This window comes from Collinsella sp. SGI.178 (assembly GCF_050313495.1).
Lineage (GTDB): Bacteria > Actinomycetota > Coriobacteriia > Coriobacteriales > Coriobacteriaceae > Collinsella.
The window spans coordinates 1-17,488 of sequence record NZ_JBNPLM010000020.1 but is presented as its reverse complement, the minus strand read 5'-3'; the positions used below and the strand labels follow the sequence as shown (position 1 = coordinate 17,488).

The window sequence follows — 17,488 nt, the reverse complement described above, 5'->3', positions numbered from 1 at the left end:
GCTTCGCATCCATTGAGCAACATTTTGTTGCGCAACATTTTAGCTGCGAAAACTCCCTGAACGGCAAAAATATTCTGTGAACGGCAAAAAGAGGATCTGGTTTATTGCGGTTGCTGGAGCTGTTGAGATGACAGGCTTGATGGGCGGGGTGGATACCACAAAACGACATGTCTCACCGGATAGTCATGCTTAATCCTTCGAGCATAGACGCGATTGTGAATAGAAGCATGCATCGGCATAGCGCCTCGTTCGCGTTGGAACCCCCATCATCCACTATAATCAAGATAAAACTATACATATGATTCTATGTAAGGAGTTTCATATGCCTATCGTAAAGCCTATTTCCGATCTGCAACGCAACTTTGGTTCCATAGCAGATAGCTGCCACCAAACCAAAGAGCCCGTCTACCTAACCAAAAACGGATCGGCATCGCTTGTCGTCATGGATGCCGAGGCCTATGACGAGCAGACGCGCGCACTAACCGCCATTCAGGAGCGCGAAGAACGCATCCAGCGAGCCATCACGCGTGGCTACGACGACTTAGTAAACGGTCGTGTGCGACCGTGGAAACAGGCCAAGGCAGATGCAGATCGCATCAGGGCGGCTCGCCATGAAATTGGATAACGCAGACGTCGAGTTCTACTCGGAGCTCGACGAACTTGATAAGCCTTTTGATGTTGTCATGACTGACGAGGCACTCTATGCCTATGCCGAGATTCCTTCGGAGCGAGTCTACGCCAGAATCGGCAACCTCATCGACTTTCTAGCCAAGCATCCTTATTTTGGGGAAGAATACGACCCCTACTATCAGGCAGCCTTTCCGCCCATTGACTGCAGGGTCTTCTTTTGCGCGCACTACGGTGTGTACTACCACGTGGATGTTGAGCAGCGAAACATCAGCATCCTGGCAATCGAGGACCATCGAAAGAACCCTTTGAGTAGATTCAAACTACTCAAGTAGCCTCCCCCATGTAACCATCCTGTAAATCATAGCGGCGCGGTCGAGTTTTACCGTGATGCGGTCGCGCCTGGCGCTCCACTGTGCTAAAGTATCCCGAACGTTCAAACGACTACGAGGGGAACTAGAAGATGGCACGTGTGCACAACTTCTCAGCTGGCCCGGCCGCGCTGCCTACAAGCGTGCTCGCCGAGATCGCCGACGAGATGATGGACTACCGCGGTTGCGGCATGTCCGTGCTCGAGATGAGCCATCGATCTAGCATGTACCAGCAGATCATCGACGACGCCGAGGCAACCCTGCGCCGCCTGCTGAGCATCCCCGACAACTACTGTGTCCTGTTTTTGCAGGGCGGCGCCACGCTGCAGTTTGCGGGCATCCCCATGAACCTCATGCGCCGCGGCCGCGCCGGCTACGTCGTGACCGGCAACTTCGCCAACAAGGCGTACAAGGAGGCCGCAAAGTACGGCGAGGCCGTGCTGCTCGCGAGCTCCGAGGACACCAATTTCGACCGCATTCCCACCATGGCCAATATCAACGCGCGCATTGCCGCCGAGGCCGCGGGCGACGGGATCGACTACGTCTACATCTGCCAGAACAACACCATCTTTGGCACCATGTACCACGAGCTGCCCGCTTGCGGCGATGTGCCGCTGGTCGCCGATGTCTCGAGCTGCTTTCTGTCGCAGCCGCTCGACGTCGAGCGCTACGGACTCATTTACGCCGGCGCTCAGAAAAACGCCGGCGCCGCGGGCGTGACCGTGGTCATCGTGCGCGACGACCTCATCGCCGATGGCCCCGCCTTTGCGCAGACGCCGCAGTACATGGACCTTAAGACCCAGGCCGCCAAGGGCTCCATGCTCAACACGCCCAACACCTTTGGCATCTACGTGTGCGGCAAGGTGTTCCGCTGGGTTGAGCAGACCGGCGGACTAGCCGCCATGGCCGAGCGCAACTGGGCCAAGGCCAACCTGCTCTATGACCTGCTCGAGCACAGCGAGCTGTTCCATGGCACCACGCAGGCCGGCAGCCGCTCCATCGCCAACGTCACCTTCCGCACCGGCGACGCCGATCTCGACGCGGCCTTTGTCGCAGGCGCGGCCGAGCACCAGATTCAAAACGTCAAGGGCCATCGCCTGGTGGGCGGCATGCGCGCCAGCGTCTACAACGCCGTAACCATGGAAGACGTGCAGGCACTGGCCTCGTACATGAAGGACTTCGAAGCGCAGCATAGTTTGAGTCCGCGATCTAACTAGCCCGCAACCCGCGGGCCGACCAGCCACTTCAAACCACTTGTTATAAACAAACCCGCTAAGGAGTTTTTCATGCGCAAGATCAAAACCATCGACGACATAACCAAAGACGGCAAGGTCGAGTTTGGCGAGGGCTACGAGTTTGTGGGCACCGCCGAGGAGGCCGACGCCATCCTGATGCGCTCCACCGACCTGCACGGCTACGAGCTGCCCGAGGGCATCCGCGCCATCGCCCGCTGCGGCGCCGGCGTCAACAACATCCCCGTCGAGGAGTACGCCAAGAAGGGCGTCGTCGTCTTTAACTCCCCCGGTGCCAACAGCAACGCCGTCAAGGAGCTCGTCCTGGGCATGCTGGTGCTCTCGAGCCGCGGCGTGGTGCAGTCGATGAACTGGGTGCGCGACAACGCCGACGACCCCGAGATTCAGGTCGACGCCGAGAAGGCCAAGAAGGCCTTTGTGGGCCGTGAGCTCAAGGGCAAGCGCATCGGTGTCATCGGCCTGGGCAACGTGGGTTCCAAGGTCGCCAACGCCTGCGTCGATCTGGGCATGGACGTCTACGGCTACGATCCGTTCATTTCCGTCGAGCACGCGTGGGTGCTGAGCCGCGAGGTGCAGCGCGTGGGCACGCTCGAGGACCTCTGCCGCGGCTGCGACTACCTCACCGTGCACGTGCCCAGCAAGGCCGACACCATCGGCATGATCAGTACCGAGCAGATCGACCTGCTGGCCCCGGGCGCCGTGCTCATCAACTACGCGCGCGAGACCATCATTGACGAGGACGCCGTTGACGCCGCCCTGCGCGAGGGCAAGCTGAGCTGGTTTAGCTGCGACTTTGCCACGCCCAAGACCGTCAAGATGCCCAATACGTTTATCACCACGCACTCGGGCGCCGGCACTGGCGAGGCCGAGGCCAACTGCGCCGATATGGCCATCAGCGAGCTCAAGGATTACCTGGAGAACGGCAACATCGCGCACAGCGTCAACTACCCCGCCTGCAGCATGGGCAAGGCGCGCGCCGCAAGCCGCATCGCCTGCCTGCATGCCAACGTGCCCAACATGATCGGCCAGATCACGGCAATCCTGGCCAAGGACAACGCCAACGTGCAGCGTATGACCAACGAGTCCGCCGGCGAGAACGCCTACACCATGTTCGACACGGACGAGCACCTAGATAGCAGCACCATCGAGGCGCTCAAGCAGATTCCGTCGATGTATCGCGTACGCGTGATCAAGTAGCGTCGGCGCCAAGCCTGCCAGACAGGCAATGAAGCTCATTCGGTCCCCGTTTTCGCGAAACGGGGACCGATTTCGTTGCTGCGGCTGGTTTTGTAAATGATACCAAGAACAAGTTTTTTCGGATAATCGACAGTCATGCCTAAATCACTGAGCGCACCTGCTCTGATAAACAGCTTTATCAGGGACTTTAGTAGGTAAAAATCGATCTCTATATGCCAAATTTAAGTTGACTGTCCATTTTCCGAAATAACTTGTTCTGGGTAGCGTTTTTAAAGCCTATTTCAAAGAGCAACTGAAGCCTTTTCGTGACCAAACCCTAGCTCACGCGACCGTTTTCCACCCGCACGGCTACATTCCCGCCCAATCGATAAAAATCTCCTCACGAAGCCGCCGTTCGAGCTCCTGCTGCCGCGGTGTCTTGTCTTTCAACGGCACATCGAGATAGGACATGATGAGTTCCATCACCACGCGGAAGGCATCGGAGTCGACCAGCTGACCATAGGTCATCAGAACGACAGGATATCCCATCGCTTGAAGGGCCGTCGTTCGATCGGAGTCCGAGATCTTGGATTCTATGGATCCGTGAATGGCTTTACCTTGACATTCAACCAGGCACTCTCGGCTGCCGTCCTTATTTGACAGCAAGATATCGGCGTAGCGCCTATCAAGCCCCGAAATCAGGCGGGCGCTGCGCGTCATGCGAATCTCAACGTTATTGGTAAGGCGCAGCCCTTCGCCGCCGCGCAACCTCGTAAGGCCAAACAGCATCGAAGCCTGGACCTCGAGCGGCGATGCCACAACCCCCGTAATGCATTTCGCGGCACGCGTTAACGATTTAGCACCGCGGAGCCCCTGGATCTTATTGGCGAATTCTGTAAGTTCAGAGAGCTCAATCAAGGGAGGTCGCTTCCACAGGTCCGTTGGATTCCCCGAGGTATCCTTTACGTTTTCCCAGCCCGACCGTGCGTCACCCCACCGGCTCCCATACGCCTGCTCAAGCGCCGACTTTACCTGAGACGCAATCTTGCACACGGCAAAGGTGCCGCACATCTCATACATGCACATGATCAGGCGCTCATTTGAGACCGAGGAAGCCATGGTCAGCAGGGTAAAGAGCGGGGACGCAACATCAAGGCCAAACTCTGTCTGTCGCACGGAGCCAAACGGCCTCTCCCCGTTCCAAACATGCCTGACAATGCGGCCGCCCTTACGCCCGCAGAGGCCCTGCGCCAACACGTGTAACGGAGTGCCCAGGAAATACTTGACGAGCGGGTGCTCACAAAGATGCTCCCTGCGCGGATCGTCCACAGAATCGGGCAGATCCGGCATTATTGCCAAGACCTGTGGAGGTATCCGGTGATACCGAAAGGCAGATATGTCGCACAGCATGTCGTCCATGAAGGATACGTACCCATTGCGTCGTTTGCGAGCCTGCCCGGACGCCAAACGCGATGGCTCGGCCTGTGAACGGTTAATACTGCTACGCACACGTCGCGAATTTTCCAGGTGGCTTACAATCGGTTTTGGAAACAAACTGATTGTGAGGTTGCATATGGTTGATGAGAACTTTGCCTGGCGGCTTACGCAGGAGCTCGTGAAGATTGATAGCTCGGACCCGGGCGCCTACGAAGGCGAGATCGAACACTTCATTAAGAGGCTCATTGAACAGCAGCTGGCGCAGCTTGATAGTCCTGCGCTCGATGCCGTGCAGATTGCAGAGCTCGAAGTACTCCCCGGGCGCCGCAACCTTATGGTCACCGTACCGGGTGTGAGCGACGAGCCGCGGCTGGTCTATATCTGCCATATGGACACCGTCACCCTAGGAGATGGCTGGAACGCGGACACACCGCCACTCGGGGCGACCGTGCGAGACGACAAACTCTATGGCCGGGGCGCCTGCGACATGAAGGGCGGTCTGGCCTGCGCCATTGCCGCACTGGTCCATACGCTCGAGCGCGTGGCGGCGGATGGTGAGCTGCCCCACCGCGGCTTCTCGCTTATTTGCTCAGTCGACGAAGAGGACTTTATGCGCGGCTCCGAGGCCGCCATCGATGCCGGCTGGGTCGGCTCGCGCGAATGGGTGCTGGACACCGAGCCCACCGACGGACAGATTCAGGTGGCGCACAAGGGTCGCACGTGGTTCGAGATCGAGATGACCGGCGTCACGGCGCATGCGAGCCAGCCCTGGAAGGGAGCGGATGCCGTCGCCGCCATGGCCGAGGCCGTCTGTGCGCTGCGCCATGCGTTCGCGGCGCTGCCCGTGCATGATGAGCTGGGTCCTTCGACCATCACGTTTGGACAGATCGAGGGCGGCTATCGCCCCTATGTCGTGCCCGACCGTGCCAAGGTCTGGGTCGATATGCGCCTGACGCCGCCGACCGATACGGCCGCCGCGACGCGCATGGTAGAGCAGGCCATCGCCGACGCCGAAGCCACAGTCCCCGGTTGCCATGGAAGCTATACCGTGACAGGCGACCGACCCGCCATCGAGCGCGATCCGGTCTCTCCCCTTCTAGCCGCGCTCAAGCGTGCCGCCGATGACGTGACAGGCGCGGACGCGACTGTCGGCTTCTTTACCGGTTACACCGACACTGCCGTCATTGCCGGCAAGACGGGTAACCGCAACTGCATGAGCTATGGCCCCGGCTCGTTGGCGCTCGCACACAAGCCAAACGAGCATGTGCCCCACGCCGACATCGTTCGATGCCAGCGGGTGCTGATCGCGCTCGCCAACAACACGCTCTGGGGCGCGAATAGCCAAGTTGGGGCATAATAAGCCGCAAACAAACCGACTCGCGCGTTAGGACTGTCCATGAAAGCTCTTCCGTTTCCCTGCATCCGCCCGGCTCAGGACCGTGTGCTCGAGGCGCTGCCGCAGATGGGCGACATCCTGAGCGGCAACGACGCCCTGCGCGGTGCGATTGCCGATGGGCTCATGCTCAAGGATCCGGGTGCGGCGTATTACGTGTACGAATGCTCCGGAGAGCCAGGGCGCGTGACGGGCGTTGTGGCAATTTGCCCGGTCGGCGTACTGACGGGCGACGACGCAGCTTCCGCAGATGCGGCCGCCGCCCGTACAATCGCCGAGCTCAAGGTGCAGCCGCGCCCCGTGTCGCTCGCCTACGAAGCCTCGCCCGTCATGGATATCATCCTTGGCGCCGCCAAAGAGGGCGCATCGCTCTACGCCGTCACCGATCCCGCAGGCATTACGCATCGCGTATGGGAAGTCAAGCGCGAGGACGCCGTTGCCGCCATCCGAGCCATGCTCGATCAGGCACCGGAGCCGGCACTGGCCGACGACCCCGCCTACGCTGCCGCGCTGGCAGGGGCGGCGCAGCTGCTGGCCGATGAGGCCCGCGCAGCCGGCACCTACACGGGCAAAGAGCCGTTCAACTTTTCCGTGGCCGTGCTGTTCCCCGCCGCGCAGGTCAGCGGCGGCGCGCCGCAGGTTCCGACGGGTCTGCTCACCCACCAGATCGCACGGTTCTAACGGGGCCTAAACGCCCAGCACAAAGACTCGGCAGCTCAACAAGCAAGGGGCGGGGATACATGCGCATGCACCTCCGCCCCCTTCGCATCGAGCAATTATGTCGGCGATCCGAATCGCCGCGCCCGCGCTACCCACGCTGCGGGCCCGCTGCCGCCACGAGCGGCTCTAGCCCCAGCTCACGCGCGTAATCCTCCTGCGTAAAGACTTCGACCAGTTCAAACGTATCGGATTCGTCGTCAAACGCAAAATGCAGAACCGAGCAGTTGCCCGGCACGCGCTCGCGCTCGTCGGCCTCCGCTCCCCTAGAGTGGTCCAAAAACTCCTTGATGGCCGAGGCATGGCTCACCGCGAGCACGCACGAATGGTCCGGGCGTCGCATAAGATCGGTCAACGTCGTCACCATGCGCTCACGTACCTGCATCTGGCCCTCACCGCCAAACTGACGATAAAAGTCACGCCACGGACGCTCGGGCATCAGCATCACGCGCTCGGCCTCAAAGTCGCCAAAGAACCACTCGCGCAGGCCATCCAGACGCTCGTAGGCAAGGCCCGGCCACAGGTTGGCGATAGTCTGCTCGGTGCGGTGCAGCGTCGAGGTGTAGGCGTGATCGGGCTCAACGCCACGCGCACGCAAGAACATACCGGCACGCGCCGCCTGCTCGCAGCCCAACTGCGTGAGCGGCGAATCGCTCCATCCCTGAATAATGCGTTTAAGGTTGAATATTGTCTGTCCATGACGGACCAGATACAGATCTTTGTTCATAGGGGTCCTTTCGTTCGTTACCAATCAAGGAGCGAAAACGCCCCGTCGCAATAGCCAAAATGAAGCACGGCACCGTTGTCGGGCTGCTCTCCCCCGCCGGTCACGTATCTAAGAAACTCCTGGCAGGCAGAGCCATGAGAGACCGCAAGCACACGATCGTGCTGCGGTCGGGCCATAATACGGGACAGCGCCGCGACCATGCGCGCCCGAAGCTCGCCTTCCGACTCGCCACCAAAGGCCACCGGATAATCGCCCCAGGGCTGCGGCGGCATATCGCGATTTGATGTGCCCTCCAGCGTGCCCAGGCGCCACTCGCGCAAATCATCGACCGGCTCTATGGGAAGATCCTCGCCAACGATCAGCTCGGCCGTGTGGCGCGCCCGACCCAACGGAGACGAATACGCGTGGTCAAAGGAGATACCGCGCGCCTCAAACGCCGCGCGCGTCGCCAGTGCCTGCTCGCGCCCGCGCTCCGTGAGCGGCGAGTCTTGCCAGCCCTGCAAAATGTTCTGCACGTTAAGCTCGGTCTGCCCATGCCGAACCAAATACAGATCGGACACACGCCCTCCCCTCGCACCACCACAAAGGGGACAGGCACCTTTGTGGTGGTTTGCCGCCGGATCGCGCCGCAACGACGCAACTACACCAGCACGTCGGCAAGCGGACGCTTGGGCACGTGATGCACCTGCGCCTCGTCGCGCCAGTAATTAATAGAACCGTCGGGGTTGGAATCGATCGCGTCGATAACCTGGGTCTCGGCCGGCACGCCAAAAGCCATGATCAGCTTGAGCTCGTACTTGTCGTTATCGAGCCCCATCGCATCGATCGCGCGGGGCGTAAAGGCCTTGAACATGCAAGCCGCCACCTCGGGCGTTGCGCTGCGCGCGGCGAGCATCATCGTCTGAGCCGCGATGCCCGTGTCGACCTCGGTGATAGGCGCGGCGGGCTTGCCGGGAACGGTGCGCTCGGCAAGAATTGCAATGTAGCCGGTCGGACGCTCGCCCTCGACAGGACCCGGCCAGTCCTTGAGCGCCCCGGCCCATGCGAGCTCGTCAAACACGCGAGCGCAGTCCTCGGCACCGCTCACCACATGAAAACGCAAGCGCTGAGCATTGGCGCCACAGGGGACCAGGTGCGCCAGCTCTGCCAGCTCGAGCAAAAACTCGCGCGGCACGCGCATGGACTCGTCAAAACGGCGGCATGTGCGGGCGCGGCGGACCAGCGCATCAAACGCATCCAGGCCAAGCTTTTCGCAACCCTGCTTTGCCATCGACTCGGCGCTCAACGGCACCACGGGAACTGCTTCGTTCATAGGGACCCCCAAAAAGCCAATTGTTCTTAGGAAAATCTAACCTAAAACGCAGGCAATAACGAACAGAGCTGCAATGTTCTACACCTGTTGAATAGAAAATCGCAACGTGGGGAACAACGGAAACAAATCGGGGCCTTTGAGTTGCGTTTCGCCCTCTCCGGCCCATACGCCAGCTCCTTTAGGCGATACTGGTTGTAACGATCACGGCTTACGCCGTACGGAAAGGAGGCCTCATGGGCATCTTTAAGAATGACGACCAACAATCGAGTCTGTTTGGATTTGACGAGAAAAGCATGGCAGGCAAGGCGATTAAAGCCGTGCGCTGGATCTACGCCGCCACGGGTGTCATCGCGCTCATCGCCGGCATCGCGCTGCTGTTTGCACCCGCTAAGACCCTCGTCTTTTTGACGACCGTACTGGGCTTCTACTTTGTGATCACGGCTGGCGTCAGGCTGTTCACCGCCATTTTTGAGCCGCTGCTGCCCGCCGGCTGGCGCGTCACGAGCATCCTCGCCAACCTGCTCATCATCTTGGGCGGCGTGGTGATCCTGCGCAACCAGGCGCTTTCGACCGCGACGCTCAGCACGCTTGTGGTGGTCGTGGCCGGCTTTGGCTGGATTGTCGAGGGCATCATGTCGATTCTGGAGTCCGAGCTTTCTTCCAACCGCGCCCTCGCCATCCTGAGCGGCGCGCTCTCCATCATCGCCGGCGTGTTCGTGTTCATCTATCCGCTGTGGTCGGCAAAGATGCTCGTCATCTTTACCGGCGCTGCACTCCTGGTGTTTGGCGTGACGCTGGTTATTCGCGCTATCCGCTTTGGCAAGCTGGTGCACTAGATGCCGCGAACGCTGTTTATTGATGCCGACGCCTGCCCGGTCACGCGTGAGTCGATCGACTGCGCGCGACGGGCGGGTGTTGCCGTGGTTGTCGCCGGCAACAGCACGCAAAACCTGGAGCGGCACATTCGCCGTGACGACCCGCGCGATGCCGAGCACGCGCGACGTGGCTTTTGGGTCACAACGCTCGACGTGAGCGTAGGCGCCGATAGCGCCGACTTTGCCATTATCGAGCGTCTGCAGGCAGGCGATGTGGTCGTGACACAGGACATTGGCCTGGCCAGCATGGTGCTCGGTCGCGATGCCGCCGCCATCGGCGTGCGCGGGCGCGTGTACGACAAAGCCACCATCGATATGCAGCTGTTTATTCGTCACGAAGAAAAGAAGGTGCGCCGCGCCGGCGGTCGCACCCGTGGACCGGCAGCCTTCACCAGCGAAGACCGCGCCCGCTTTAAGCGCAACCTCACCGACCTGCTGCGCTAACCAAGGTAGATTTTTGGGACATGCCTAAAAATCTACCTTTTTGTTTTGGCGATTGGCGCGCATCCAACGCCGGTCATGGCGGTAGATGTTTGAGGCATGCCCCAGTTTTTACGGGATACCTCAAACATCTACTTAGAGGCCAAAGGCGGAAAGGATAAGACCCCAGCCCGCGCCGATGACGTACATCATGACCAGGAACACGGAGTTTTCGCGAGCGCTGCGGTTGGTGCGGAACAGCACCAGGTAACCCACGCCGGCAGAAATGAGTGTACCGGCGAGCATCGGTGCCAGCTGCAGCGCGCCTTCCAGATACAGCTGCGTAATGACCACGCTCGCCGAGCAGTTGGGAATGAGGCCGACAAGCGCCGAACCCAGGACAGCGAGCGTCTCGTTGCCACGCAGGAACTGCTCGATCGCGGACTCGCCGAAGGTCTCGAGCACGGCGACCAGAATCAGCGTCACCAGGAAAATGAATACCGAAACCTGTACGGTGTGCGAGATCGCGCTGCGGATAATCGACAGGACAGGCGCGCCTTTGTGTGAGTGGGAGTGACCGTGGTGGTGTTCGTGCTCGCCCTCGTGTCCGTGGTCGTGGCCATGTCCGTGGTCACGCTCATCCTCGTCTTCATCACAACCGCAATGGTCGCGCTCGCACAGCTCATGGATGTGGTCGGCGCTCACGCCCGCCTCGGCCACCTCGTCGATGATGTCACCGCCGCTGTGATCGTCATGCGCGCAGTTAACGTGCGCCGGATTGGCAGCGGTTCCCAACACGGTACGGCGGATCGCCGCATGAGCACGGGCGTTGCGACGCAGGCCGCGAATGACGGCATCCACGATAAAGCCCGTGACCAGCGCGATCAGCGCCTTCGAAGCCAAAAGCATCGCCATAGTCTGCACGGGAACCTGCTCGGCAAGCAGCAGTGGCAGCATCTCGTCGGAGGTCGAGAGAAACACCGCCACCAGGGTGCCCAACGTCACGACGCGACCGGCGTACAGCGTTGCCGCCATCGCCGAAAAGCCACACTGCGGCACCATGCCCAGCAACGAGCCAACCACGGGGCCAGCGGCGCCGGCACGCTTGATGGCGCCGTTGACGCGATCGCCTGCCACATGCTCTAACGTCTCGAGGGCCAGATATGTCACCAACAAGAACGGCACCAGCGAGAGCGTGTCCTTGCCGGCGTCGAGCAAAATATCAATCAGCAAATCCATGACGGATGGAACCTTTCGTGTCTTTCGGCAGCATTGTAAAAGTCCTAGCGGTCAACTAGGGTATTGTAGTTGTCCTAGGCGTGATGCCAATAGTTGCATGTGGTAAACTATCATCTCGCCACATCTCAATGACCCCGAGCCGCACGACGCGGCCCGTCCAAGGAGCAGTATATGAACGTTTCGCAAGCACTCGAATACGAGCGCCAGCCGTTTATCCCCATGTTCATCTATGGCGATCACGCCGCCATGGAATCCGAGCGTCAAAAAGGCGAAGAGGCCCTCAAGGTTCTCGAGACCGAGTACTTTACCGCCGAGGGCGACCCTGGCTTCGACTTTGCCACCGTGCGCGACCTGGCCGACCGCAACCGCGACCTATGCGACCAGATTGGCGAGGCGCGCCTGCGCAACGTGACGCCCGCGACGCTTTCGCGCGGCCTGTCCGACGCCGATACCTGTGCCGCCATCGGCAAGATGCAAAAGCGAACCGCCGCGTCCGTCATGCGCGAGATCCGCGGCGACCGCGATGCGCTCGGCGTGGCGTACGCCCGCAAGCCCATCCAGGGCACGGTGCTCGGCATCGACATCGAGACCACCGGCCGTGCACCCGAGCGCGGCTACATCATCAACGTGGGCTGGGAGATCATGGAGCTCACCAGCGACGCCGTCCCGCACGACGCCGAGGCACACTACTGCGGCCTGCCCGATATCTACCGCGGCGAAGATGTGCCGCTGTCGAATATCCATCACATCACCTGGGACGACATCGACGGCAAAATGCCCTTCCGCGAGAACAAGGAGCTGCAAAAGCAGCTGCTCAAGCTCATGAAGAAATACCCGTACATGGCGCACAACGCCGCCTTTGAGGACAGCTGGTTCAAGATCCATCTGGACGGCTATGCCGAGGCGCGCCGAGCCGGCAAGATTATCGTCATCGACTCGCGCCAGATCTGCCGCAGCCTGGACGCCGACGTGCGCTCGCTCCCCCGCGAGTCCGCACCCGCCGCACTCGAGAACTGGGCACGCCGTCGCGGCACCCTCGCGCCCGACGCCAACGAGCAGCACCTGGGCCTCGACGACACCGACCTCATGCTCCGGACGGTGCAGGCCGAGTTCAACCTCAAGAACCTGTTTGCCGAGTAGATTGCCAAGCAGAGGCGCCATTCGCGAGCAATACTTGCCGGACCATAGCGCCCCGCGCAAAAGCGACACGCCGAGGCGCCCCCCTCAAGCGACGCAATACGGGCCGATATCCAAGCGGATATCGGCCTGTTTTTCGCGCCGTACAACATGGCCCTCCAGCCCCCGATGTCTAGCCGCCGCATAACCAAGAACTTCATCTGCTCATGTTCAAGCCAAATTGCACATTTTTGTTGACGCCGTCTTTGCATCAAAACGATGCTGACCAGCATCAGTTGTGGAGGTCTGCGTAGTCAGCGAGCTGCGACAATGCTCCAAATAGCATCTTTCTCCATCATTGGCGTCAAGCGCTTGGACAGCTTTTGTTATGCCGCGCCATTTTGCCTTGGCATTCATTGCGAGCCCCGCCGCCTGGTCTGCCATGCTATCTGTATGAGTATCGTGCTTTCACATAACACGGCAAAAGCGGTCTACCAAGCCGCATACTCGGTATCCGCAATTGGCACCGAGCCCTGCAGCCCTGCCAAGATCTACGGGGCGCGCCCCAGCAAGGAGCTGCTCGACTCTGCCGCCGACTGGCTCGCCAGGCACAACGTAGCTCTTGATGACGGCGCGCCGCTCGATACAACGGTGTTCGAGCGCGCAAACGTGCGCAGCATGACGGGCTGCAAGTGCCACGTATCATCCAAGCGATTCGCGGGCTCGCGCTTTATCAAGCTTGCCGACGACATCTATATTGTCGGCGTCGAACTCTGCGCGCTTCAGGCCGCAACCTATCTTCCCTTTCGTGAACTTGTGGAGTACTACTTCGAACTGTGTGGAGCCTATTCCCTTGGGCACGATGCCTCAACATCCTATACCGAGCGCTTCGCGCTCACCTCGACTTCGAGCCTTAAACATTTCTTTAACTCCCTTATCGACTGCAAGGGCCTCGAACTTGCCCGAAAAGCCATCCAATGCGTGCGGGACGGATGCCGATCGCCGATGGAAACGGCGTTTGTCATGATGCTCACGCTACCCAGGCGCGAGGGCGGTCTTGGCATTAGCGAGATCGAGACCGACTACGAAGTAAAGGTCACAGCTGCTGCAAAGAATCTCACGCGGCGCGAAAAGTTCTATATGGATGCATATCTCAAGCGGTCCCGAACCGACATCGAATACAACGGATTTCAGCACGATGCCGAAGAAGACCGCGCCATTGACGAAGAGCGCAAGAACGCGCTGGCGTCCATGGGCTACGGAATCATTACCGTCAGTCGCTATTCCTTTATGCACGCCAGCGCCTTCGCCAGGGTTATGGAGGCAATCCAGCGAAAGGAGGGCATTCGCCCATCGCGCCTGCCCAAAGATTTCGCAATCAAGCAAGAAGAGCTGCGACAATTTGTGCTCAGGAGATTTATCGAGGAAAAGAAGCGTATTGAGGAGCTCCTCCGTCAAGACGCAGCGCAGGGTAATGCACTTGAGCTCGAGCGCGCAGTGCTCGAGGGCATCTCGCTGGACGACCCGACGATCAACGATGTCCCGGCCATCGACGACATGCAAGTCATCGAGCTGGATTGCCCGGAGTTCGCCCAAACAAGCACCTCCACACCCGAAGGCAGGGTGTACGGGGCCAGAACTGAGGCGGACTGACAGGGTGGGTGCCCCGGCGACGTGCAAAAACGGGAGTTTTCAGCAGAGCCGAGTATCCGAGGGCGGCCGAATTGCCCCATTTTGCACCGAAGCCGCTGTTTTCGATGTAAGTTAGGCAACAGCTGGGGAATATCTATTGCCATTTGCACTCCAATAAAGCCCTGTGGCGGCAAACGACGCCGTATCATGCAATAAATAACCCCTCGTCGATGCTGAAAACTCCCGTTTTTGCACGTCGCTAGGGTACCCACGTTGGCATCGGCGGCCTTATCAGCACCAACCAATGCCCTTAGCCGCCTCTGGGGCCAATCGACAGCAAAAAATTTCGCAAATTATATTGACATATGAACATGCGCTCATATACTCGGAAGTAAGTTATATGAGCACATGTTCATATGAAAGGATATTGCAATGAGCGAACACGCCGATGAAATAAGGACCGATATCGACACCACCATCGTGCCCGACATCCCCACCACTTGCTCGCCCGAGGACCTTCCCGACGAGGAGCTGCTGTACGACCTTGCCGACTTGTTCAAGGTTTTCAGCGACACCACGCGTATCAAGATCCTCTACGCTCTCATGGGCCGCGAACTCTGCGTGGCCGACATCGCCGAGGCGACTGCGACCTCGCAGTCCGCGGTGTCGCACCAGCTGCGCACGCTCAAACAGTCGCACCTGGTTAAATTCCGGCGCGACGGGCGCAACATCCTCTACTCGCTCGCCGACGATCATGTCTACACCATGCTCAACCAAGGCATGAGCCACATCTGCGAATAGCGACCAACCACGGTGCCAGCGCGGTCTGCACCCAAGCCGCAAATACAGGGAAAGGAACCCATCATGAAAAAGCAGTTCAAGCTCGACGAGATCGACTGCGCCAACTGTGCGCGTAAGCTTCAGGACGAACTCGCCAAGCTCGAGGGCGTCAAATCCGTTTCGGTCAACTTTATGACCCAGAAGCTGACGCTTGAGGCCGACGACGCTGAGTTCGACGAGGTCCTTGATCGCGTCGTGGAGTTCACCGCCGACGCCGAGCCGGACTGCGAGATCATTCTCTAGCCTGCGCATACGCTGATACGCAAGGCCGCGCTTGTCGCGGCCTTTGTCGCGATGTTATATGAGCGGGTGTTCATACATTCAAATGGGAGGATACGAGTCATGGCCACCGCCGACCCCAAGAAGAAAAAGAAGAAGCGCAAGAAAAAAGAGTCACTCGAGCATAAACGCAACCGCATCCTGGTAGCGCTGGGTATTTTTGTCGTGGTGTACGCCCTCGATGAGCTCGGCGCCCTCACCGCCGCATTCGGCACCCCAGGCAACATCTACGCCAGCTTTGTGCTGTTCCTCGTGCCGTTTTTGATTGCCGGCTACGACGTGCTCCAAAAGGCATTCAGCAACATCCGCCGCGGCAAGGCATTCGACGAGAGCTTCCTCATGGCTGTCGCGACCATCGGCGCGTTTGCCATGGTGCTCTTCCCCGATACCGATCCGCACATGGCCGAAGGCGCCGCCGTTATGTTGTTCTACCAGGTCGGCGAGCTGTTCCAGGCATACGCCGTGGGCAAGAGCCGCAAATCGATCAGCGCCATGATGGACATCGCGCCCGATTACGCCAACGTTGAGCAGGCTGACGGCACGCTCGAGCAGGTCTTTCCCGATAACATCGCCGTCGGCACCGTCATTGTCATCAAGCCCGGCGAGCGCGTGCCCATCGACGGCGTTATCGTCGAGGGCGTAACCCAGCTCGACACCGCCGCCCTCACCGGCGAGTCAGTCCCCCGTACCGCCAAGACCGGCGACGATATCATCAGCGGCTGCATCAACATGACGGGTCTTATCCGCGTGCGCACCACCAAACCCTTTGGCGAGTCCACCGTCGCGCGCGTCCTGGAGCTTGTGGAAAACGCCAGCGAGAAGAAAGCACGCACCGAAAACTTCATCACACGGTTCGCCCGCGTCTACACGCCCGCCGTTACCGGCGCGGCAGCGGTGCTCGCGCTCGGCGGCGGCCTGGTGACCGGTGCTTGGTCCGATTGGATCCTGCGCGGCCTGACCTTCCTCGTCGTCAGCTGCCCGTGCGCACTCGTAATTAGCGTGCCGCTGAGCTTCTTTGGCGGCATCGGCGGCGCGTCCAAGCTGGGAGTTCTCATCAAAGGCTCCAACTACCTCGAGGCGCTCGCCGATGTGGATACCGTCGTCTTCGACAAAACCGGCACGCTCACCAACGGCACGTTCTCGGTCGTCGCGGTGCACCCCGAGGGCGGCTATACCGAGCAATCGCTGCTTGAAGTCGCAACCCTCGCCGAGTCGTTCTCCGACCACCCCATCGCGCAGTCGGTGCGCGCCGCCTTCCAGGGCGAACTCGACCCCAAGCGTGTATGCGACTCCGCCAACGACGCGGGCCATGGCGTGACGGCGAACATCGACGGCAGGCACGTCGTCGTCGGCAACGCCAAGATGCTCGCCGCGGTCGGCATCGAAGCGCCCGATTGCGAGGTCGTCGGCACTATCCTCCATGTGCTGGTCGATGACGTCTATGCCGGTCACATCGTAATTGCCGACACCGTCAAAGCCGATGCCGAGCAAACGATTCGCGAGCTGCACGCCGCCGGCGTCAAGCGCACCGTCATGCTCACGGGAGACCGCGAGGAAGTGGCCGCCGCCGTGGCCAATCAGCTGGGAGTCGATGAGTTTCACGCGCAGCTTCTGCCAGGTGACAAGGTCGAGCGCGTCGAGGCATTGCTGGCGACCGAATCGGGCAAGGGCAAGCTCGCCTTTGTGGGCGACGGTATCAACGATGCGCCCGTGCTCACCCGTGCCGATGTGGGCATTGCCATGGGCGCCATGGGCTCCGACGCCGCGATTGAGGCCGCCGACGTTGTACTCATGGACGACAAGCCGTCCAACATTTCCCGCGCGATCCGCGTGGCTCGCAAGACCATGACGATTGTTTGGCAGAACATCATCTTTGCACTGGGTATTAAGATGCTGATTCTGGTACTTGCGGCACTGGGCATTGCCAACATGTGGCTCGCCGTGTTCGGCGACGTGGGCGTGGCGATCATCGCCATCCTGAACGCCATGCGCGCGATGGGTGTCAAGAACCTGTAGCATACGTGGCTTTCCGGCCGGGCGACGCGGCACACAACGCGCAAGGGGCGTCCCCAAC

The 17,488-nt window shown here is 60.2% G+C and carries 18 protein-coding genes; 13 read left to right on the top strand and 5 right to left on the bottom strand.

Annotated elements, in window-relative coordinates:
* The first annotated feature begins 322 nt into the window (after positions 1-322).
* From ACQRAQ_RS06670 to ACQRAQ_RS06655, 4 genes are all read left to right on the top strand, one after another.
* Positions 323-625 (top strand): type II toxin-antitoxin system Phd/YefM family antitoxin, encoded by a 303-nt coding sequence (locus tag ACQRAQ_RS06670; RefSeq protein WP_427794330.1) that lies wholly within the window; start codon positions 323-325, stop codon positions 623-625.
* Entirely contained in the window at positions 612-962 is a 351-nt protein-coding gene (locus tag ACQRAQ_RS06665; RefSeq protein ID WP_427794329.1) for a type II toxin-antitoxin system RelE/ParE family toxin, read from the top strand. The genes ACQRAQ_RS06670 and ACQRAQ_RS06665 overlap by 14 nt, the downstream gene beginning before the upstream one ends.
* 128 nt (positions 963-1,090) lie before the next feature.
* Complete coding sequence (gene serC / locus ACQRAQ_RS06660) at positions 1,091-2,215, top strand: 3-phosphoserine/phosphohydroxythreonine transaminase (RefSeq protein ID WP_427794328.1); 1,125 nt, start codon at positions 1,091-1,093, stop codon at positions 2,213-2,215.
* A gap of 69 nt (positions 2,216-2,284) precedes the next feature.
* On the top strand, positions 2,285-3,448 hold the full coding sequence (locus ACQRAQ_RS06655; protein ID WP_427747440.1) for a phosphoglycerate dehydrogenase: 1,164 nt from the start codon (positions 2,285-2,287) through the stop codon (positions 3,446-3,448).
* Positions 3,449-3,796: 348 nt separating this feature from the next.
* Here the strand turns inward: ACQRAQ_RS06655 and ACQRAQ_RS06650 are convergent, their stop codons facing one another.
* Entirely contained in the window at positions 3,797-4,777 is a 981-nt protein-coding gene (locus ACQRAQ_RS06650) for a hypothetical protein (protein ID WP_427794327.1), read from the bottom strand.
* A 223-nt stretch (positions 4,778-5,000) separates the two neighbouring features.
* Here ACQRAQ_RS06650 and ACQRAQ_RS06645 point away from each other — a divergent pair, with 223 nt between their 5' ends.
* Positions 5,001-6,221 (top strand): M20 family metallopeptidase, encoded by a 1,221-nt coding sequence (locus ACQRAQ_RS06645; protein WP_427794326.1) that lies wholly within the window; start codon positions 5,001-5,003, stop codon positions 6,219-6,221.
* Positions 6,222-6,260: 39 nt separating this feature from the next.
* On the top strand, positions 6,261-6,938 hold the full coding sequence (locus ACQRAQ_RS06640) for a DUF1015 family protein (RefSeq protein WP_427719552.1): 678 nt from the start codon (positions 6,261-6,263) through the stop codon (positions 6,936-6,938).
* 127 nt (positions 6,939-7,065) lie between these two features.
* On the opposite strand, the gene ACQRAQ_RS06635 is transcribed toward ACQRAQ_RS06640, so the two are convergent.
* The 3 genes from ACQRAQ_RS06635 to ACQRAQ_RS06625 all read right to left on the bottom strand — a co-directional run bounded on the left by ACQRAQ_RS06635 (position 7,066) and on the right by ACQRAQ_RS06625 (position 9,013).
* Positions 7,066-7,701, bottom strand: coding sequence for a histidine phosphatase family protein (locus tag ACQRAQ_RS06635; RefSeq protein ID WP_427794325.1), 636 nt, complete (start codon positions 7,699-7,701; stop codon positions 7,066-7,068).
* 17 nt (positions 7,702-7,718) lie between these two features.
* Positions 7,719-8,261, bottom strand: a complete 543-nt coding sequence (locus ACQRAQ_RS06630) for a histidine phosphatase family protein (protein WP_427719554.1) — start codon at positions 8,259-8,261, stop codon at positions 7,719-7,721.
* Positions 8,262-8,341: 80 nt separating this feature from the next.
* Positions 8,342-9,013 (bottom strand): nitroreductase family protein, encoded by a 672-nt coding sequence (locus ACQRAQ_RS06625; protein WP_427794324.1) that lies wholly within the window; start codon positions 9,011-9,013, stop codon positions 8,342-8,344.
* 233 nt (positions 9,014-9,246) lie between these two features.
* Here ACQRAQ_RS06625 and ACQRAQ_RS06620 point away from each other — a divergent pair, with 233 nt between their 5' ends.
* Together ACQRAQ_RS06620 and ACQRAQ_RS06615 are read left to right on the top strand one after the other, a co-directional pair.
* Positions 9,247-9,849 carry an HdeD family acid-resistance protein gene (locus ACQRAQ_RS06620; protein ID WP_118099399.1) on the top strand — a complete coding sequence of 201 codons (603 nt, stop codon included), beginning with the start codon at positions 9,247-9,249 and terminating at the stop codon, positions 9,847-9,849.
* Entirely contained in the window at positions 9,850-10,332 is a 483-nt protein-coding gene (locus ACQRAQ_RS06615; RefSeq protein ID WP_154515742.1) for a YaiI/YqxD family protein, read from the top strand.
* 132 nt (positions 10,333-10,464) lie between these two features.
* Here the strand turns inward: ACQRAQ_RS06615 and ACQRAQ_RS06610 are convergent, their stop codons facing one another.
* Positions 10,465-11,547: a putative manganese transporter gene (locus ACQRAQ_RS06610; protein ID WP_427794323.1), complete on the bottom strand. Its 1,083-nt coding sequence runs from the start codon at positions 11,545-11,547 to the stop codon at positions 10,465-10,467.
* A gap of 171 nt (positions 11,548-11,718) precedes the next feature.
* On the opposite strand from ACQRAQ_RS06610, the gene ACQRAQ_RS06605 reads away from it, so the two are divergent.
* From ACQRAQ_RS06605 to ACQRAQ_RS06585, 5 genes are all read left to right on the top strand, one after another.
* Positions 11,719-12,687, top strand: a complete 969-nt coding sequence (locus ACQRAQ_RS06605; RefSeq protein WP_427794322.1) for a 3'-5' exonuclease — start codon at positions 11,719-11,721, stop codon at positions 12,685-12,687.
* 438 nt (positions 12,688-13,125) lie between these two features.
* Positions 13,126-14,316, top strand: a complete 1,191-nt coding sequence (locus ACQRAQ_RS06600) for a hypothetical protein (RefSeq protein ID WP_427794321.1) — start codon at positions 13,126-13,128, stop codon at positions 14,314-14,316.
* A gap of 411 nt (positions 14,317-14,727) precedes the next feature.
* Positions 14,728-15,096: an ArsR/SmtB family transcription factor gene (locus tag ACQRAQ_RS06595; RefSeq protein WP_117794534.1), complete on the top strand. Its 369-nt coding sequence runs from the start codon at positions 14,728-14,730 to the stop codon at positions 15,094-15,096.
* A gap of 63 nt (positions 15,097-15,159) precedes the next feature.
* Positions 15,160-15,378, top strand: coding sequence for a cation transporter (locus tag ACQRAQ_RS06590; RefSeq protein WP_195363207.1), 219 nt, complete (start codon positions 15,160-15,162; stop codon positions 15,376-15,378).
* 99 nt (positions 15,379-15,477) lie between these two features.
* Entirely contained in the window at positions 15,478-17,430 is a 1,953-nt protein-coding gene (locus ACQRAQ_RS06585) for a heavy metal translocating P-type ATPase (RefSeq protein WP_427794320.1), read from the top strand.
* The last annotated feature ends 58 nt before the right edge of the window (positions 17,431-17,488 follow it).

Coding starts and splice junctions, on each gene's coding strand:
- ACQRAQ_RS06665 (WP_427794329.1), top strand. CDS start 612: ATGAAATTGGATAACGCAGACGTCGAGTTCTACTCGGAGCTCGACGAA.
- ACQRAQ_RS06640 (WP_427719552.1), top strand. CDS start 6,261: ATGAAAGCTCTTCCGTTTCCCTGCATCCGCCCGGCTCAGGACCGTGTG.
- ACQRAQ_RS06615 (WP_154515742.1), top strand. CDS start 9,850: ATGCCGCGAACGCTGTTTATTGATGCCGACGCCTGCCCGGTCACGCGT.
- ACQRAQ_RS06610 (WP_427794323.1), bottom strand. CDS start 11,547: ATGGATTTGCTGATTGATATTTTGCTCGACGCCGGCAAGGACACGCTC.
- ACQRAQ_RS06645 (WP_427794326.1), top strand. CDS start 5,001: ATGGTTGATGAGAACTTTGCCTGGCGGCTTACGCAGGAGCTCGTGAAG.
- ACQRAQ_RS06595 (WP_117794534.1), top strand. CDS start 14,728: ATGAGCGAACACGCCGATGAAATAAGGACCGATATCGACACCACCATC.
- ACQRAQ_RS06670 (WP_427794330.1), top strand. CDS start 323: ATGCCTATCGTAAAGCCTATTTCCGATCTGCAACGCAACTTTGGTTCC.
- ACQRAQ_RS06620 (WP_118099399.1), top strand. CDS start 9,247: ATGGGCATCTTTAAGAATGACGACCAACAATCGAGTCTGTTTGGATTT.
- ACQRAQ_RS06635 (WP_427794325.1), bottom strand. CDS start 7,701: ATGAACAAAGATCTGTATCTGGTCCGTCATGGACAGACAATATTCAAC.
- ACQRAQ_RS06605 (WP_427794322.1), top strand. CDS start 11,719: ATGAACGTTTCGCAAGCACTCGAATACGAGCGCCAGCCGTTTATCCCC.
- ACQRAQ_RS06655 (WP_427747440.1), top strand. CDS start 2,285: ATGCGCAAGATCAAAACCATCGACGACATAACCAAAGACGGCAAGGTC.
- ACQRAQ_RS06590 (WP_195363207.1), top strand. CDS start 15,160: ATGAAAAAGCAGTTCAAGCTCGACGAGATCGACTGCGCCAACTGTGCG.
- ACQRAQ_RS06650 (WP_427794327.1), bottom strand. CDS start 4,777: ATGCCGGATCTGCCCGATTCTGTGGACGATCCGCGCAGGGAGCATCTT.
- ACQRAQ_RS06625 (WP_427794324.1), bottom strand. CDS start 9,013: ATGAACGAAGCAGTTCCCGTGGTGCCGTTGAGCGCCGAGTCGATGGCA.
- ACQRAQ_RS06585 (WP_427794320.1), top strand. CDS start 15,478: ATGGCCACCGCCGACCCCAAGAAGAAAAAGAAGAAGCGCAAGAAAAAA.
- serC (WP_427794328.1), top strand. CDS start 1,091: ATGGCACGTGTGCACAACTTCTCAGCTGGCCCGGCCGCGCTGCCTACA.